This is a genomic window from Pseudomonas petrae, assembly GCF_021728295.1.
In the GTDB taxonomy this organism is placed as follows: Bacteria; Pseudomonadota; Gammaproteobacteria; order Pseudomonadales; family Pseudomonadaceae; genus Aquipseudomonas; species Aquipseudomonas petrae.
Genome location: NZ_JAKJXE010000007.1, coordinates 375,596 through 392,656 on the forward strand (window position 1 = coordinate 375,596; position 17,061 = coordinate 392,656).

The window sequence follows — 17,061 nt, forward strand, 5'->3', positions numbered from 1 at the left end:
CGCTGCGGGCTTTTTTGTGGGCGCTCATCCTAGAAGCGGAACACTTCCAGATCAGTGCGGATCGGTGATGCCATCGGAATCTTCGGCTTGTCTTGATCAGTGCGGGTTTTCGCCGGCGCCGCGGCCTTCTTGGGAACGTCCGCCACATACGGCTGACTGGCGATGGGCTTGACCGCGACGCTCAGCTTGTCAGCCAGGCGTTGCAGCAGAATTCCCTGCGCCTTGACCTGCGCAGCTGAAGAACCTGCATGCGGTTCTTCCAGGTGAATCAGCTTGCTGTCGCGCACATTGCCGCGGCGGTCGAGCAAGCGCCACTGGGCATCCAGTACCGCCGGCTGCTTCTCGCCTGAATCCAGGCGGGTGATGGACAGCACCACTTGGACATCCGGCGTGAAGTTGGCCGCGGCAGGGGCCATGACCACGCGTTGACTGTCAAGCTTCCAGGCCAGTTGGCGCAGAAGCAGCTGATCGATATCAGAGGACAGACTGCCGGCCCAGCGACCGTCGGTGGACGCCTTGAGACTGCCGTCCGGCTGACGCTGCAATAATGTTTCGCGTTGCAGATAGTCAGCAATCGCCACAGGGCCCAGCAGAACTGCGACCCCGCCGGTGTGTTTCGGTTGCCCGGGGTCGCCGCTGTCCAGCTGATAGAGCGACGTGGGCTGATGAACGCTGCACCCGGCCAAACCCAGAACGCCGGTCAACAACAGAACACAGGGAACACGTAGAAAATTCATCATCCCGTCCAAGTGAACGCCGTGTATTGCGTCCACGCTGTTAAATACTTTGAAAACATGAAGGCATTCCGCCATGGCGGCGCCAGAGGACGTCATATCATCCGTGAATATGCGCGTTGACTCCAGCGATTCTGCGTCGCTCTCGTGACGAAACGAAGAGCGACCGCCGAACCAACCGCTTTAGCCAGCGGTTTCCACTAACAGCGCATCCACGCGCTGGAATCCACGCGGCAGTTTGTTGCCCCGTCGTCCGCGTTCACCTTTGTAGTGCTCCAGATCGTCGGGCTTGAGCGACAGATTGCGCTTGCCCGCCTGCAGCACCAGTGTGGCGCCGTCAGGGACCACGGCCAGGTCGGTCACGTACTCTTCCCGACTGGCAACGCGCTCGCCCGGAATGCCGATGATCTTGTTGCCTTTGCCTTTGCCCAGCTGCGGCAGATCGCTGATTTTGAACACCAGCAAACGGCCTTCGGTGGTCACGGCGGCGAGCCAGTTGTGTTCACGATCCGGTACCGGACGCGGCAGGATCACCTTGGCCCCGGCCGGTAAGCTCAACAGCGCCTTGCCCGCCTTGTTCTTGGCCTGCAAGTCTTCACCCTTGACCACGAAACCGTAGCCGGCGTCGGAAGCAACCACGTACAGCGCGTCATCTTCGGGCAACAGCACGCATTCGAAAGTCGCACCGGGCGGCGGCGTCAGACGACCGGTCAGCGGTTCGCCTTGGCCACGGGCCGATGGCAAGGTGTGCGACGGCACCGAATAACTGCGACCGGTGGAGTCGATAAACACCGCAAACTGGTTGGAACGACCCGGCGCCAAAGCCTTGAAGCCATCCCCGGCCTTATAAGAGAGCCCGGTGGCGTCGATTTCGTGACCTTTGGCGGAGCGAACCCAGCCTTTTTCCGACAGCACGACCGTCACTTTCTCGTTCGGCAGCAGATCGTGTTCGGTCAGGGCTTTGGCTTCGATACGCTCGACGATAGGCGAACGACGGTCGTCGCCATAAGTTTCGGCATCCTTGATCAGCTCGGTGCGTACCAGTTTCTTCAGCTTGGCCTCGCTGCCCAACAGGGCTTGCAGCTTGGCTTGTTCCTTGAGCAATTCATCCTGTTCGGCACGCAACTTCATTTCTTCCAGTCGCGCCAACTGACGCAAACGGGTGTCGAGAATGTAATCAGCCTGGATTTCGCTCAGGGCGAAACGCGCGATCAGCGCGGCTTTCGGGTGCTCCTCGGTGCGGATGATGTGAATCACTTCATCCAGGTTGAGGTAAGCGATCAACAAACCATCCAACAGGTGCAAGCGACGCTCAACCTTGTCGAGGCGGAATTGCAGGCGACGACGCACGGTCTGTACCCGGAACTCCAACCACTCGACCAGCAATGCGCGCAGGTTTTTCAGCTGCGGCTTGCCGTCCAGGCCAATGATGTTGATGTTGACCCTGTAGCTCGACTCCAGCTCAGTGCTGGCGAACAGGTGCTGCATCAGCGCATCGTGGTCGAAATTCTTGCGGGCGCCCGGGATGATCACGATCCGGCACGGGTTTTCGTGGTCGGATTCGTCACGCAGGTCAGCGATCTGCGGAGCCTTGGACGGCTTGGCCTGCATCATCGCCGCGATCTGCTCCAGCACCTTGGCACCGGACACCTGATGCGGCAGCGCTGTGACGATGATGTCGCCGTCTTCGATGTGGTACACGGCGCGCATACGCACCGAGCCCTTGCCGGTTTCGTACATTTTCAGCAGGTCGGCGCGGGGCGTGATAATTTCCGCTTCGGTCGGGTAGTCCGGGCCCTGGATATGCTCACAGAGCTGTTCGACCGTTGCTTTGGGCTCATCGAGCAAACGCACGCAGGCTGTCGCGACTTCACGCAGGTTGTGCGGCGGCACGTCGGTGGCCATGCCGACAGCGATGCCGGTGGTGCCGTTGAGCAGGATGTTCGGCAGGCGCGCCGGCAAAACAGCGGGCTCGTCCAGCGTGCCGTCGAAGTTCGGCACCCAGTCCGCCGTGCCCTGACCCAGTTCGGTGAGCAGCACTTCGGAGTAACGCGACAGACGCGCTTCGGTGTAGCGCATGGCCGCGAATGACTTGGGATCGTCCGGCGCACCCCAGTTGCCCTGGCCGTCGACCAGCGTGTAGCGATAGCTGAAGGGCTGCGCCATCAGCACCATGGCTTCGTAGCAGGCCGAGTCGCCGTGGGGGTGAAACTTGCCGAGCACGTCACCGACGGTGCGCGCCGACTTCTTGTGCTTGGCGTCGGCGTCCAGGCCCAGCTCGCTCATCGCGTAGACGATGCGGCGCTGCACGGGCTTCAGGCCGTCGCCGATGTGCGGCAACGCCCGGTCCATGATTACGTACATGGAATAGTTGAGATAGGCCTGTTCGGTGAAGTCAGCCAGCGATCGGCGTTCTACGCCATCCAGGCTGAGGTCAAGGGAGTCGCTCATGCGGGCCTCATCATTTTGTCGTCTGGCGCAGCAGCAAGGTGCCGCCGCGCTGTGTGAATTCGAGTTGTTTCACGGCGCTCATGCCCAGCAGCACCTGCTCACCGTCCAGACCGGGCACCACTAGGGCGCGCACGTTGTTCAGGACAATGTCGCCAATCTGCAACCGTTGCAGCGTGGTCCGGAACGCGTCGGTGCGTCCGTTGGCCGTACTCACCTGAACACGCTCGCCGCGCTCAAGGCGCAGCGTCTGCGCAACGCTCTCCGGCACGGCGACATTCGTCGCGCCGGTGTCGAGCATGAACTGCACGGGGCGGGTATTTATCTGCCCGGTCATGACGAAATGCCCGTCACGATTGCTCGCCAGTTTCACCTCGACATAGCCGTCTCCATGTTCGGAGGCGACGATGGTATTCGGATTTTCCTGACGCTGCTCCCACTCGCCAAAAAACCGCGTCGCCAGAAACAGCGCCGCCGCCCAGGCGATGATCAGCATCAGCCGCCCGGCGCGCTTGCCGGGAGGTGCCTGGGTCAAGGCTTGCCGCTCCAGCCACCCTCGGGCGCGGCGAAGCGCCAGACGATGGGACGTTTTTCGCCATCGGCGCGGACACCGAAGTTATTGTCCGTGCCGACCCATGCGCCTTTGTCATCGACGATCAGCGCTTCGGTCAGGCCGTATTTCTGGTCATACAGTCGGTTGGGCTGAAGCGCCTCTTTGGCGAACGACCAGCAGGTTTCCAGCTGACCTGTCGCCAGAGCCCGGCGGCAGATTCGGTAAGCCGCGCGCTCCAGAGTGAACAGCTTGCCCTTGTACAGCGAGATGTCGGAAAAGTCCTTGGAGACCGCCTTGCCACCCAACTCGGGCGGCAAAATGTCATTGCCCGAGTCGACTCGCAGGATGCAACTGGCATCACAGGCCCAGCCGTCCTTGCCAAGCTTCGCGGTCAGCAGGCCGCGCTTGTCACGTTCGGCGGCGAGCCATAGCTGATCGCCTGCCGGGTTGACCGCGATGCCTTCGAAGATGGCGTTGAAATGCTGCAGCATCCCGGCCGACTGCGCTTCCTCAACGACCTTTCTGGGCAGATCCAGCCAGACTGGCGCGCCTTCAACCGGCACTTGGAGCACAGCGGCATAGGCTTCGCTGACGAGGTAACGGTTGCCCGCCGCGTCGCAACTCACGCCTTCAAAATCCAGATCGCCGCCCCGAATCATCGCCGAGGCCTTGGCCATGCTGCGCAGGGTCGCGGACAGGCCGCTGTCCGGGATCGGCGGGATTTCCAGCGTCTGCGCCTTGGCTTTCCAGACCGTTGCCGACGTGTCGAGGCTGTAAAGCAGGGTGTCGTCGCGGTCCGAAACGGTCCACAGTACGCCGTTGCAGGACGCAAGCCCGGACAGGTTGCCGCCGATCATGTCGTCGACCGGATGCTCCGACAGCAGCTTGAGCTCTGGCAATGGCGCTGCGAAAACGGGCGTAGAGATCAATAACAGCGCTGCAAACCAGCCCCGCATCAGACCAGCACCTCGGCCAGATTGCCTTTGGATTCGAGCCAGCTCTTGCGGTCGCCTGCGCGTTTCTTGGCCAGCAGCATGTCCATCATTTCCGACGTGGCTTCGAAGTCGTCCAGAGTCAGCTGCACCAGGCGACGGGTGTTCGGGTCCATGGTAGTTTCGCGCAGTTGCGGCGGGTTCATTTCACCCAGGCCTTTGAATCGGGTGACCTGCGGCTTGCCGCGCTTCTTCTCGGCCACGAGTCGGTCGAGAATGCCGTCGCGCTCGGCTTCGTCCAGTGCGTAATAAATGTCTTTGCCCAGGTCGATGCGGTACAGCGGCGGCATGGCGACGTAGACGTGACCGGCATCCACCAGCGGGCGGAAATGCTGGACGAACAAGGCGCACAACAGCGTGGCGATGTGCAGGCCGTCGGAGTCGGCGTCGGCGAGGATGCAGATTTTGCCGTAGCGCAGCTGGCTCATGTCCGCAGCGCCCGGATCAACCCCGATCGCCACGGCGATGTTGTGCACTTCCTGGCTGGCGAGTACTTCGCCGCCGTCGACTTCCCACGTGTTCAGGATCTTCCCGCGCAACGGCAGGATGGCCTGGAATTCCTTGTCCCGGGCCTGTTTGGCGGAGCCGCCAGCGGAGTCACCCTCGACCAGAAACAGCTCGGAGCGCATCGGGTCCTGACCCGCGCAATCCGCCAGCTTGCCCGGCAGTGCCGGGCCTGACGTAATACGTTTGCGCTCGACCTTCTTGCTCGCCTTGAGACGACGACCGGCGTTGCTGATCGCCAGCTCGGCCAGCTGCATGCCCATTTCCGGGTGCGCATTGAGCCACAGGCTGAAGGCATCCTTGACCACACCGGAGACAAACGCTGCCGCCTCACGGGACGACAGTCGCTCTTTGGTCTGGCCGGAGAATTGTGGCTCCTGCATCTTCATCGACAGCACGAAAGCGATGCGCTCCCAGACGTCTTCGGGCGCCAGCTTAACGCCGCGGGGCAGCAGATTACGGAACTCACAGAAGTCACGCATCGCGTCAAGCAGGCCCTGACGCAGGCCGTTGACGTGGGTGCCGCCCTGGGCGGTCGGAATCAGGTTGACGTAGCTTTCCTGAACGCTGTCGCCGCCCTCGGGCAACCACAGCAGCGCCCAGTCGACGGCTTCTTTGTTGCCTGCGAAAACGCCGCAGAACGGCTCGTCCGGCAGGCGCAGAAAGTCGGCCACCGAATCCTGCAGGTACGAGCGCAGGCCGTCCTCGTAATGCCACTCGACCTTCTCGCCGGTGCCTTTGTCCTCGAAGCTGACCAGCAGGCCCGGGCACAGAACCGCCTTGGCCTTAAGTACGTGCTTGAGGCGGCTGACAGAAAATTTCGGGGTGTCGAAGTATTTGGGGTCCGGCGCGAAATACACGCTGGTGCCGGTATTGCGTTTGCCAACGGTGCCAATCACCGCGAGCTCACTGGCCTTGTAGCCATCGGCAAAGGTCATTTCGTATTCGTTGCCATCACGCTTGACTCGTACCCGTACCTGGGTCGAGAGCGCGTTGACCACGGAAATCCCGACGCCGTGCAGGCCGCCGGAGAACTGGTAGTTCTTGTTGGAAAACTTGCCGCCGGCGTGGAGCTTGGTGAGGATCAGCTCGACGCCCGACACGCCCTCTTCCGGGTGGATGTCCACGGGCATGCCGCGACCATCGTCGGAGACTTCCAGCGTATTGTCGGCGTGCAGAATGACTTGCACGGAGCGGGCGTGGCCTGCCAGCGCTTCGTCGACGCTGTTGTCGATAACTTCCTGCGCCAGGTGGTTGGGGCGCGAGGTGTCGGTGTACATGCCCGGCCGTTTGCGGACCGGGTCGAGGCCCGAGAGGACTTCGATGGCGTCTGCGTTATAAGAGCTAGCGCTGGGATTGGCCATGGGGTCTCGTCATCAAGTCGTTCATGAAATTTCGGAGTGCTACTGTTGTAGAAGAATGTTCTACATATTTATTGCAGCAATGGCTCAGGTCAGAGCCCTGTCAGATCGACGCCCTGGAGCAATGCGGGAGCGAATCCGGCGAAGCTCAACAGCGCTGGGATTTTTGCAGCGAAACCCTGAAACCCGTGATCGCCGCCCGCTTCGATGCGCAATGCACAGGCCCGATAGAAGCTCTGGGCACGGCGGTAATCCAGCGTCTCGTCGCCCGTTTGCAGCCACACCTGAATACGCTGCGGGTCCTGTGGGGCAGGCACTTCCAGCCCGGCCAGCGCCGCCACGTGGTCGTGCGTCAGCTCCCAGCTCTCGCCGGTATAAAGGTTTTGTTGGGTGCCGAGAAAACCATCGAAGAGCTGATGCGGATTGACCGCCGGGTTGATCAGCACAGCCTTGAGGCCGTGGCGCTCAGCCAAGTGAGTCGCATAGTAGCCGCCGAGCGAGCTGCCGGCCAGCAGCGGCCGACCGAGTTCCTCGATTGCGCCCTCCAACTGAACCAGCGCCTGACGCGGATGATGATGCAGCTCAGGCACGCGCAAGTATTCGCTCAAACCCAGACGCGCCATCAGCGCCGTCAGCTGTGTGGCTTTCTGCGACTTGGCCGAGCTGTTCAGGCCGTGAATATAAAGAAGCGTCGATTGATCCTGGTTCACGCAGTTGCCTCCCAAACGGCAATCGATACATCCCGGACGGGCTGGCCTGCTGGCGCTCATCAGGGCAAAGCCACGCAGTTTACAGGGTCAACTGCGCGAAGACTCGGCTGTTGATAAATCGCGGCAAATTGAGGAAATGTCTTTCAGTAGCCCGCGCCGTTGATGTCGACGTCGAACAGGTCGGGGTCGATGCGCGAAACGCCGGTGTCGATCCGGCCGTCATCGTGCAGACGCAGCCAGCGATAGCCGGGCGCAAGGTCATCGAGACCGAAATCAGCGCTGTTTGGCGCGAACTGTATGCAGGTTGAAGGCGAAGCCATTAGCCGCACGCCGTCGCGAAGCTGATCGAATTCCTGATGCACATGGCCCCAGAGCACCGCGCGCACCTGGGGAAAACGCTCCAGCACGGCGAACAGCGCTTCGGGATTGCGCAAACCGATGGGCGCCATCCACGCCGCCCCGATTGGCACCGGATGATGATGCAGACACACCAGATGATGGCGCTCCGGCGCTTCGCTCAAGGCCTGGGCGAGCAACTGAAGCTGGCCGTCTTGCAGAAAACCGGGGACGGAACCGGAAACAGCCGAATCAAGCATTGTGATCCGCCAATTGCCGACGTCGACGACAGGCTCGAGAAAGTCGCTGTTCTGCGCGGCAATCGCCATCTCCCTCAGCTCGTCGTGATTCCCCGGAATCCAGCGCGCGGGCGCATTCAGGCGATTACTCGCGTCGCGGAACGCCTGATACGACTCAACCGAACCGTCCTGAGACAAGTCGCCCGTTGCCAGCACCAGATCGATCGCCGGCTGTTCGATGAGCACACGCTCGACCACCGCATCCAGACTGGCGCGCGTGGGCATGCCCAGCAGCGCGCCGTCCGCTTCGGCGAACAGATGACTGTCGGTCAGTTGAACGACCAACACGGATGAGGACTGAGAGGATGCGCTCGACAATGGCCGTCTCCTTGAGCGGATGTGGCCGGATTATGGTGGTTGCGAGATGGCATATCAAACCAAGAAATGCGCACCGTTTCGCGGTTACAACGATTACGTTGCGATCCTGCTCTACTGGCGCCGCGAGCTGAGCACTTTGTCAGTGAAGTAGCCTACAACGAGCATGCCGACTACCGCACTGCACACAAGCCAGGGAAGCACTTTCTCGTAGCGCGTAGTAGGGAAAACGAACATAAGGGGCATCGGCCCAAATAGCCCCAATACTAAACCCGCGAAGCCGCCGACCGCCCACCCCCATGAAATGTAGCGCGCTGCATATGCGCCTGCTCCAAATCCCATGGCCGTCAGCAGCCCGTACGCAATCGACTGCAATGGCTCGCCTTGATATAAAAACAACCTTACTAGCGGTGGCGCGCCTACGCCTGACAAGAGCCCGATTAGCATGGCCTTCATCCAATTCATCGCCATAACGAAGGACAATTCATAAGACTCCAATCATCGGCCCCACCAGCGTCAAGAACTTCTTCAACATAACTGACGCAGTTATTGGGTACGACGCCCCAATGCCACCGTTTGACACTGAGCTCTTCCAGCTTGCGCTGGGCACCCTCCGAATCACGAATGTACACTTGGCGCCTGAACAGCTCCGACTTACCCGCTTCCCTCATGTATCGTTGATAGTCGTCCTCTGTAAGGCAGTAAGGACGGTTCGCCCAACCATCAACATGAAAATAGAAAAATCCCGCTTTGAGTAGTGCATGGCCACACACATTAGGACCATCCCCACTTACCACTACCAGCCATGTGCAATGCCAGCTAAAAGACACGGCCTTGCAGGAATTCATATGATGCCCAACAAAATTCATAACGCGCTTCCGAAGAAAAACGCGATGAAACATATAGGCGGAATGCGCTCAATAAAACCAGAAATTCCCGCGGCTGTTAATTTTCAGAAAGCACTTACAGACATGTCCTACATAACCGTGACCTATGCAACAGTGACCTGTATTTCAAATATCAGCGGACTGCCTCAAACTCATGCCCGCAGGCCAGGCAATGGCTCAGCCACTCACCCAGAAACACGTTGAGCTGAGCCTTTTCGTCGGGCTGGTGCATGTCGGCGTTGGGATAGGGATAGATACCCTGGAAACGACGTGCATGTTCGGCGCCGATGACCTCGGCCATTCGCGCGTCGTGGTAGACCTGCACTTCGAGCACGGGCACCGGCAGCCAGGGCAGGCTGTGCTCCTGACGCACCTGCAGCGTGGTGGTGTACGGGCAATCGAGGATGACCTCGACCGCCAGCACGCCCAGCATCTGGTCGCCCTGAGTCACGGCGACCCGGCGTGAGCGTTGTTGATTGCGCATATCGGGCAGCAAACGCATCAAGCGCGCGTAGTTCGCCTCGCAGGCGGCTTGCAGCCCGGCGAGGTCGACACGATAGCGCTCGCGCAGAAGATTCACGACCATAGCCCCCTTACTTCGGCGCGATTGAGCGCCAGCCATTGCATTGCAATAATAGTTGCGGCGTTGACGATGCGCCCGTCCTTGACGGCTTGCATCGCGTCGTCGAATGACCAGACCGAAACCCGAATGTCCTCGGCCTCTTCTACCAGTCCGTGCAGCCCACCTGCCCCCTCGCTGTCGCACTTGCCCAAGTACAGATGCACGAACTCGTTGCTGCCGCCCGGCGATGGAAAGTATTTGGTGATCGGCCAAAGGGCGTTGAACGTCAGCCCAGCTTCCTCTTGTCCCTCGCGGTGAGCAACCTCTTCGGGCTCCTCTTTTTTATCGATCAGGCCGGCGACCATTTCAATCAGCCAAGGGTTCTCATGCTTGCCGATGACGCCGACGCGGAACTGTTCGATGAGCACGACTTCATCGCGTTTGGCATCGTAGGGCAGCACGCAAACCGCATCGTGGCGAACGAACAACTCACGTTTGATTTCCGGGCCCATGCCGCCCGCGAACAATTCATGGCGCAACTGAAGACGGTCGAGCTGGTAAAACCCCTTGAAGCAGGTCTCACGGTGTGTAATTTCGTAATTCGTCGGCGCCGATCTGTTGCTATCCGTCATAAATTTCTCACTGCTTGAGCACTGTGTCCGGGCCCATCCTAACGCGCTGTGGTGCGGGATGCAGCCCTTTGAGTTCGCAAAAATAGCCACCGGGGTAGACGGCTGCCGGGGAAAGCACTCTAATCCGCCCGATGGCGAACTGATTGCGCCCCACACAGTCGAAGGACGTTGCCGTTACCTGCGACGTGACGCCCCTTTTATGCCGATGCCAAGGATCAACATGTCTTTCCTGAAGATCATTTCGCTGGCCTGCGTGGCCCTGATTTTGGGCGCCTGCCAAAGCCTGTTCCAACCCAATCTGCGCAGTCCGCTGACCGTTCAGCGTGACGCCTCCGAGCTGATCAAGCCCGGCTGCACCACCGATGATTGCCCGCTGGTAAACATCGACACCGTGCATTTCCCCGACGAGCCGAAACTCGACGAGATCGTCCAGCGCACACTGCTGCAACTGACCCGCAGCGACAGCGATGGTCCGGTGCCGCCGACGTTGAAGGCGTATCAGGAGCAGTACCTGAGCCGCGCGCCAGCGCGCAACAGCAGCTACCTGCAGGCCAAAGTACGTGAGCAGCATGACGGAATCGTGGTCGTCGAGCTGTCCAGCTACGTTGATTCCGGCACTGGCCAGGGTAATCCGGGCCGCGCGTTCATCAACTATTCCCGCCAGCAGCAGCGCGTGCTGACACTGGCCGACATGCTGATCCCGGGTCAGGAAGCTGCATTCTGGGACAAGGCCCGGCTGGCTCATCAGGCCTGGCTGATCGGCAGCAAACTGGACAAGGATGCCGAGTTCCAGAACATGTGGCCATTCAAGCAAACTTCAAACATCGCCCTGACGTACGGTGCAGTGATCCTCAAGTACCCGGTTACAACCATCGCCCCCTATGCGATGGGCCACATCGAGCTGAAGATCCCGTATCCGCAGTTGAACGGCATCATTAAGCCTGAGCTGTTTCCCGGCCGGAGCTGATCGTTTTACTGAGTACCAGCTGCAAGACGCCAGCCACAATAAGCGAGGGCAGCGTCGCGCCGATGTCCGGATACAGGTTCGCCAGCAGATGGTAGGTGCAGATTCCGCCGATCCACGCCAGTAGCGTCATCCAGCGCAAGCCCGTTGTCGCAACGCCGTGACGGCGGCGACGCAGGATGAAGTGATCCACCAGCACCACGCCGAACAGCGGCGCGAACACGGAAGCGATCATCAGCAGGAAGTTCTGGTATTGCGCCAGCGGCGCGAAGCAGGCGATCAGCGTGCAGATAACGCCAATGGCCAGCGCCAGGTGTTCGACTTTGGCCTTTAGCAAAATCCCGCTCGACACTGCAGCGGAGTGAATGTCAGCGAACGCGTTTTCCGACTCGTCCAGCAGGATCAGCAGCAGCGGAATACCCATCCCCGCCCCAGCCAGCGCCAGCAGCAGCGCATTGGCTTCACCACTCGGCGCGAAGGCCAGGGTGTATGCCACGCCAAGGGACATCAGCCAGAAGTTGCCAATAAAGAAGCCCAGCGCTGTGCCGCCGAATACCCCGGTGGCGCGCTTGCCGAATCGGGAATAATCCGCGATCAGCGGCAGCCACGACAGCGGCATGGCGATGGCAATGTCGAAGCCCACGGCAAATGGCATCGAACCATCTCCCGCTCGTGACCATAAGGCCGTCAAATCGGCCTTGCTGAACAGGTTGAACGTCAGCCAGGCGCACGCCGCCAAGAGCAGCCAGATGCCCCATTTGCGCAGGATTTGCCGGACGAACGCCAGCGGCCCACTCACCGCCAGCAAGGTCGCGAGGGCGCCGAAGACGATTGTCCAGAGCATCGGACTGGCCCAGAGGCTGGCTTCGGAAAAAGCGCCCGCGCCCAACAGGCTGGCGGCGTCGCGCATGACGATGATTTCGAACGAACCCCAACCCACCAGTTGCAGCAGATTGAGAATCGCCGGAACGCCCGCGCCTTTGCTGCCGAGGCTGAGCTTGAGGGCAGCCATCGACGACAGGCCCGTGTCACTGCCAATGACGCCAACAGCGGCGAGCAGCAAAACGCCCACCAGTGTGCCGAGCAGGATCGCCAGCATCGAACCGGACATGCCCAGCCCCGGCGCAAGCAACGCGCCGGTCTGCAGGACCATGAGGCCGATGCCGAGGGAAAACCACAGAGAAAACAGATCGCGCCCGCCAAAGACCCGCTTGGCAGCGGGCACGGGAGCGTCGGGTGAATAGGTGCCGGGTGTGTTCACGTTTGTTGTCCCGAAGAAACTAATAGTCGATCGTTCCCACGCTATGCGTGGGCACGATCACTTGGCGCTAAATAAGCGCATGCAGATCAAACCTTTGTATAAAGCTGACTGCCTTCCTTCCTGAACCGCTCGGCCTGCTCGCGCATGCCTTCGTCCACCAACACGTCCACCGCGTTGATCTTCTGGTTGGCGGCGTACTCGCGCACTTCCTGGGTGATCTTCATCGAGCAGAACTTCGGCCCGCACATGGAGCAGAAATGCGCGACCTTGGCCGAGTCTTTCGGCAGCGTCTCGTCGTGGTAGGCGCGCGCGGTGTCAGGGTCCAGCCCGAGGTTGAACTGGTCTTCCCAGCGGAATTCAAACCGCGCCTTGCTCAGCGCGTTGTCACGAATCTGCGCACCGGGATGTCCTTTCGCGAGGTCCGCTGCATGGGCGGCTATCTTGTACGTAATGATCCCGGTCTTCACGTCGTCCTTGTTCGGCAATCCCAAGTGTTCCTTGGGCGTGACATAGCAGAGCATCGCGCAGCCGAACCAGCCGATCATGGCCGCGCCAATGCCCGACGTGATGTGGTCGTAACCCGGTGCGATATCAGTGGTCAGTGGGCCAAGAGTGTAGAACGGTGCCTCATCGCAGCACTCCAGCTGTTTGTCCATGTTCTCCTTGATCAACTGCATCGGCACGTGGCCCGGGCCTTCGATCATGCATTGCACGTCGTGTTTCCAAGCGATCTTGGTCAGCTCGCCGAGGGTCTCCAGCTCACCGAACTGCGCTTCGTCGTTGGCGTCGGCAATCGACCCCGGACGCAGGCCGTCGCCCAGGGAGAAGCTGACGTCATAGGCCTTCATGATTTCGCAGATGTCGTCGAAGTGGGTGTAGAGGAAGTTTTCCTTGTGATGGGCCAGGCACCATTTGGCCATGATCGAACCGCCACGGCTGACGATCCCGGTCACGCGCTTGGCGGTCAGCGGCACGTAACGCAGCAGTACACCGGCGTGAATCGTGAAATAGTCGACGCCCTGCTCCGCCTGTTCGATCAGCGTGTCGCGGAACAGCTCCCAGGTCAGGTCTTCGGCGGCGCCCCCGACTTTTTCCAGGGCCTGATAAATCGGCACGGTGCCGATGGGCACCGGCGAATTGCGGATGATCCACTCGCGGGTTTCATGAATGTGCTTGCCGGTGGACAGGTCCATGACCGTGTCCGAGCCCCAGCGAATGCCCCAGGTCAGTTTCGCCACTTCTTCTTCGATGGACGAGCCCAGCGCGCTGTTGCCGATATTGCCGTTGATCTTCACCAGAAAGTTGCGCCCGATGATCATCGGCTCGAGCTCAACGTGGTTGATGTTGGCGGGAATGATCGCGCGACCGCGGGCGATTTCTTCGCGGACAAACTCTGGGGTGATCTCTTTCGGAATGCTCGCGCCGAAGCTGTGGCCGGCGTGCTGCTGCGTGAGCAGGCCGGCGGCGCGGGCCTCCTGCAGCTTCATGTTCTCGCGGATGGCGACGTATTCCATCTCGGCGGTGATGATGCCCTGACGCGCGTAGTGCATCTGGCTGACGTTAGCCCCCGACTTTGCCCGACGCGGATTGCGCACATGGGCGAAACGCAGCCTGGTCAGTTCGGCATCGGCCAGGCGTTGCTGGCCGAAATTCGACGTCAGACCTGCAAGGCGCTCGGTGTCGGCACGGGACTCGATCCACGGCGAACGCACGTCGGCCAAGCCTTTGCGCACGTCGATGATGACGTTGGGGTCGGTGTAGGGGCCGGAGGTGTCGTACACGCAGACCGGCGCGTTGATCTCACCCCCGCCGTTTGTTCCAGAGAAGCCAGTCGGCGTGACGTCCAGGCTGATCTCGCGCATGGGCACACGGATGTCCGGACGCGAGCCCTGAACGTAGATTTTCTGCGAGCGGGTAAACGGTTGAACCGACCCCGAATCGACTTGGGCGGATTCACTCAGATTGGCGTTTTTTAGTGTTGTACTCATCACGGGCTCTCCAGACATCATCCAGCAGCGGAATGAATTGTCGGAGCTTGAGCCTGATGGACACGGACGGATGCACCCTGAGACGGCATGGATGCTGAGAATCGAAAGGCGCGGACTGTTCAGAAAATGAACAAAGACGACCCCGGACGACACTCAAGAGGACCCGCCGGGAGACGAGAAATCTTGTTCCCTACGCAGGCGCTAACCTGATCAGGTTCAACGGGATCCGGATTATCCGATCTCAGCCTCATATCAAGGCACCCCGACAAGAACGGCGTCAGTCTAGTCGTGGCGCAGGCCAAACGCCAAGCGCGGAATTCAAACGCGCGTTAAATGGCTGATTTGCCCGATTGTTGTCCCTAGCCTCTGGAACTACACTCGCTACGCGTCGCCAAAGCCATCTGGACCGGACGCAACGTCAACGTCTTCATACCGCTTGAATTACTAGGGAATGTCTATGCTGCGCAAACTTTCACTGGCCATTGCCGTGTCGTGTGCTTCGAGTGCGATGGCCGGGGCAGCAGACATGCCGCTGCCAACCAGGACCGGTTTGGTCAGCGTGTATCAGGAAGCGGTCAACAACAACGCCGATCTCGCGGCGGCACGCGCCAGCTATGACGCCCAGAAGGAAATCGTGCCTCAGGCACGCGCCGGCCTGCTGCCGAACATCTCTGGTGGCGCCGACATCAATGACACCCGCACCTCAATTGACCAGCCCTCCGCAGTCATCAGCCGCAGCGGTACGGTCTATCGCGCGACCTTGAGTCAGCCGATCTTCCGCGCTGACCGCTGGTTCCAGCTTAAGGCGGCGAAGGACGTCAACGAGCAGGCCATCCTGCAGCTCTCGGCCACCGAGCAAAACCTGATTCTGCAAAGCGCCGAAGACTACTTTGCGGTGCTACGCGCACAGGACAATCTCGCCTCGACGAAGGCGGAGGAAGCAGCGTTCAAGCGGCAGCTCGATCAGGCCAATGAACGCTTCGATGTCGGCCTGTCGGACAAGACCGATGTGCTCCAGGCGCAAGCCAGTTACGACACTGCCCGCGCTGCGCGGATCGTCGCCAAGCGCCAGGTGGACGATGCCTTTCAGGCGCTGATCACCCTGACCAACCGCGATTACAATTCCATCGAAGGTATCGTGCACACCTTGCCGGTGCTTGCGCCAACGCCCAACGACGCGAAAGCCTGGGTCGACACCGCGACGCAGCAGAACCTGAATCTGCTGGCCAGCAACTACGCCGTCAGCGCCGCTGAAGAAACCCTGCGGCAGCGCAAGGCGGGCCACGCGCCCACCGTCGATGCGGTGGCGCAGTACGAGAAAGGCGACAACGACCCTCTGGGCTTCACCAACCCCAACTACACCGGCCAGAGTTTTCACGGCAGCGTCGAGCAACGCACCATCGGCCTGCAGGTGAACATCCCGATCTACAGCGGCGGGCTGACCAGTTCCCAGGTGCGCGAAGCGTATGCCCGTCTTGGTCAGAGCGAACAACAGCGTGAAGGCCTGCGTCGGCAAGTGGTAGAAAACACCCGAAACCTGCACCGCGCGGTGAACACCGATGTCGAGCAGGTGCAGGCGCGCAAACAGTCGATCATCTCCAACCAGAGCGCGCTGGAGGCCACGGAAATCGGCTATCAGGTGGGTACGCGCAACATCGTCGACGTGCTCGATGCACAGCGCCAGCTGTACGCATCGGTGCGCGATTACAACAACACCCGCTACGACTACATCCTCGACAACCTGCGCCTGAAACAAGCTGCCGGGACGCTGAGCCCGGGGGATTTGCAGGATCTGTCGCGCTTCCTGAAAGCCGATTACAACCCCGACAAAGACTTCCTGCCGCCGGATCTGGCGAAAGAAGCGGCGAAGAACTTTGAGCGGCCGACGGAGCGGTGACAGGCCGATTGAAAGGTTCCGGCGACCCGAGTAGCATCCGCGCGATACAGTGAATACATGTATTGCGGAGAAGTCGCATGCCTACCTCAATTCGCCTCACCCCCGAGACTGAAGCACGTCTCGACGTTCTCGCGGCTAGCACCGGCCGGACCAAAGCCTTTTATTTGCGTGAAATTATCGAGCAAGGTTTACCTGAGCTTGAAGAGTATTACCTGGCAGCGGACGTACTCGAACGCGTCCGAAAGGGCAAGGAAGCCACTTATTCATCCAGCGATGTAAGGAAAGAGCTTGGCCTGGACGATTAAGTACACCGAGACGGCAAAGAAACAGCTCAAGAAGCTCGACAAGCAAACCGCCCGGCGCGTGCTTGACTTCATGGACGAACGGGTGGCTGTCAGAGACGACCCTTGCAGCGTGGGCAAAGCGCTAACAAGTCCCAAGGGCGGGCTGTGGCGCTATCGAATTGGGGATCTACGAGTGATCTGCGATATCCAAAACGGCGAGCTAACCATTTTGGTCATCGAACTGGGCAATCGTCGGGAGGTGTACCGGTAGCCCTTTCATGTCCCGCTCACAACTCTGCTACCGCGTCGCGCCAGATCGCGGGCAAGCTCCCTC

General features: G+C 60.4%; 15 protein-coding genes and 1 riboswitch. Of the genes, 4 read left to right on the forward strand and 11 right to left on the reverse strand.

Annotated features, from left to right (window positions below; all coding sequences use genetic code 11):
* Positions 1–29: 29 nt before the first annotated feature.
* The 9 genes from L4G42_RS15075 to L4G42_RS15115 all read right to left on the reverse strand — a co-directional run bounded on the left by L4G42_RS15075 (position 30) and on the right by L4G42_RS15115 (position 10,333).
* Positions 30–737 (reverse strand): PqiC family protein, encoded by a 708-nt coding sequence (locus L4G42_RS15075; RefSeq protein WP_237251860.1) that lies wholly within the window; start codon positions 735–737, stop codon positions 30–32.
* Positions 738–917: 180 nt separating this feature from the next.
* Positions 918–3,185, reverse strand: coding sequence for a DNA topoisomerase IV subunit A (parC, locus tag L4G42_RS15080; protein WP_237251859.1), 2,268 nt, complete (start codon positions 3,183–3,185; stop codon positions 918–920).
* A 10-nt stretch (positions 3,186–3,195) separates the two neighbouring features.
* Entirely contained in the window at positions 3,196–3,678 is a 483-nt protein-coding gene (locus L4G42_RS15085; protein WP_237251992.1) for a retropepsin-like aspartic protease family protein, read from the reverse strand.
* A 35-nt stretch (positions 3,679–3,713) separates the two neighbouring features.
* Positions 3,714–4,691, reverse strand: coding sequence for an esterase-like activity of phytase family protein (locus L4G42_RS15090; RefSeq protein WP_237251858.1), 978 nt, complete (start codon positions 4,689–4,691; stop codon positions 3,714–3,716).
* Complete coding sequence (parE, locus tag L4G42_RS15095; protein WP_237251857.1) at positions 4,691–6,595, reverse strand: DNA topoisomerase IV subunit B; 1,905 nt, start codon at positions 6,593–6,595, stop codon at positions 4,691–4,693. The genes L4G42_RS15090 and parE overlap by 1 nt, the downstream gene beginning before the upstream one ends.
* Before the next feature lie 89 nt (positions 6,596–6,684).
* On the reverse strand, positions 6,685–7,302 hold the full coding sequence (locus L4G42_RS15100; protein WP_237251856.1) for a YqiA/YcfP family alpha/beta fold hydrolase: 618 nt from the start codon (positions 7,300–7,302) through the stop codon (positions 6,685–6,687).
* 143 nt (positions 7,303–7,445) lie between these two features.
* On the reverse strand, positions 7,446–8,255 hold the full coding sequence (cpdA, locus tag L4G42_RS15105) for a 3',5'-cyclic-AMP phosphodiesterase (protein ID WP_237251855.1): 810 nt from the start codon (positions 8,253–8,255) through the stop codon (positions 7,446–7,448).
* A 1,017-nt stretch (positions 8,256–9,272) separates the two neighbouring features.
* On the reverse strand, positions 9,273–9,725 hold the full coding sequence (locus tag L4G42_RS15110) for a DUF1249 domain-containing protein (protein WP_065987826.1): 453 nt from the start codon (positions 9,723–9,725) through the stop codon (positions 9,273–9,275).
* Positions 9,716–10,333 carry an NUDIX domain-containing protein gene (locus L4G42_RS15115; protein WP_237251854.1) on the reverse strand — a complete coding sequence of 206 codons (618 nt, stop codon included), beginning with the start codon at positions 10,331–10,333 and terminating at the stop codon, positions 9,716–9,718. The genes L4G42_RS15110 and L4G42_RS15115 overlap by 10 nt, the downstream gene beginning before the upstream one ends.
* Positions 10,334–10,553: 220 nt before the next feature.
* On the opposite strand from L4G42_RS15115, the gene L4G42_RS15120 reads away from it, so the two are divergent.
* Positions 10,554–11,300: an RsiV family protein gene (locus tag L4G42_RS15120; protein WP_237251853.1), complete on the forward strand. Its 747-nt coding sequence runs from the start codon at positions 10,554–10,556 to the stop codon at positions 11,298–11,300.
* Here the strand turns inward: L4G42_RS15120 and cytX are convergent.
* Together cytX and thiC are read right to left on the reverse strand one after the other, a co-directional pair.
* A complete protein-coding gene (cytX, locus tag L4G42_RS15125) occupies positions 11,269–12,558 on the reverse strand; it encodes a putative hydroxymethylpyrimidine transporter CytX (RefSeq protein WP_237251852.1) in 1,290 nt (429 codons plus the stop codon). The two genes, L4G42_RS15120 and cytX, sit on opposite strands and share 32 nt — an antisense overlap.
* A gap of 86 nt (positions 12,559–12,644) precedes the next feature.
* Positions 12,645–14,546, reverse strand: a complete 1,902-nt coding sequence (thiC, locus tag L4G42_RS15130) for a phosphomethylpyrimidine synthase ThiC (protein WP_237251851.1) — start codon at positions 14,544–14,546, stop codon at positions 12,645–12,647.
* 170 nt (positions 14,547–14,716) lie between these two features.
* Positions 14,717–14,821, reverse strand: a riboswitch (TPP riboswitch).
* 182 nt (positions 14,822–15,003) lie between these two features.
* On the opposite strand from thiC, the gene L4G42_RS15135 reads away from it, so the two are divergent.
* The 3 genes from L4G42_RS15135 to L4G42_RS15145 all read left to right on the forward strand — a co-directional run bounded on the left by L4G42_RS15135 (position 15,004) and on the right by L4G42_RS15145 (position 16,998).
* Complete coding sequence (locus L4G42_RS15135) at positions 15,004–16,443, forward strand: TolC family outer membrane protein (RefSeq protein ID WP_122625610.1); 1,440 nt, start codon at positions 15,004–15,006, stop codon at positions 16,441–16,443.
* Positions 16,444–16,520: 77 nt separating this feature from the next.
* Positions 16,521–16,748 (forward strand): type II toxin-antitoxin system RelB family antitoxin, encoded by a 228-nt coding sequence (gene relB, locus L4G42_RS15140; RefSeq protein ID WP_074892231.1) that lies wholly within the window; start codon positions 16,521–16,523, stop codon positions 16,746–16,748.
* A complete protein-coding gene (locus L4G42_RS15145) occupies positions 16,732–16,998 on the forward strand; it encodes a type II toxin-antitoxin system RelE family toxin (protein WP_237259263.1) in 267 nt (88 codons plus the stop codon). Before relB ends, L4G42_RS15145 begins: the two co-directional genes overlap by 17 nt.
* Positions 16,999–17,061: the final 63 nt, after the last annotated feature.

What these genes read in the sequence shown, in the direction of transcription:
- L4G42_RS15090 (WP_237251858.1), bottom strand. Translation starts at nt 4,691, where the DNA reads ATGCGGGGCTGGTTTGCAGCGCTGTTATTGATCTCTACGCCCGTTTTC.
- L4G42_RS15135 (WP_122625610.1), top strand. Translation starts at nt 15,004, where the DNA reads ATGCTGCGCAAACTTTCACTGGCCATTGCCGTGTCGTGTGCTTCGAGT.
- parC (WP_237251859.1), bottom strand. Translation starts at nt 3,185, where the DNA reads ATGAGCGACTCCCTTGACCTCAGCCTGGATGGCGTAGAACGCCGATCG.
- L4G42_RS15120 (WP_237251853.1), top strand. Translation starts at nt 10,554, where the DNA reads ATGTCTTTCCTGAAGATCATTTCGCTGGCCTGCGTGGCCCTGATTTTG.
- parE (WP_237251857.1), bottom strand. Translation starts at nt 6,595, where the DNA reads ATGGCCAATCCCAGCGCTAGCTCTTATAACGCAGACGCCATCGAAGTC.
- L4G42_RS15075 (WP_237251860.1), bottom strand. Translation starts at nt 737, where the DNA reads ATGAATTTTCTACGTGTTCCCTGTGTTCTGTTGTTGACCGGCGTTCTG.
- thiC (WP_237251851.1), bottom strand. Translation starts at nt 14,546, where the DNA reads ATGAGTACAACACTAAAAAACGCCAATCTGAGTGAATCCGCCCAAGTC.
- L4G42_RS15110 (WP_065987826.1), bottom strand. Translation starts at nt 9,725, where the DNA reads ATGGTCGTGAATCTTCTGCGCGAGCGCTATCGTGTCGACCTCGCCGGG.
- L4G42_RS15085 (WP_237251992.1), bottom strand. Translation starts at nt 3,678, where the DNA reads ATGCTGATCATCGCCTGGGCGGCGGCGCTGTTTCTGGCGACGCGGTTT.
- relB (WP_074892231.1), top strand. Translation starts at nt 16,521, where the DNA reads ATGCCTACCTCAATTCGCCTCACCCCCGAGACTGAAGCACGTCTCGAC.
- L4G42_RS15115 (WP_237251854.1), bottom strand. Translation starts at nt 10,333, where the DNA reads ATGACGGATAGCAACAGATCGGCGCCGACGAATTACGAAATTACACAC.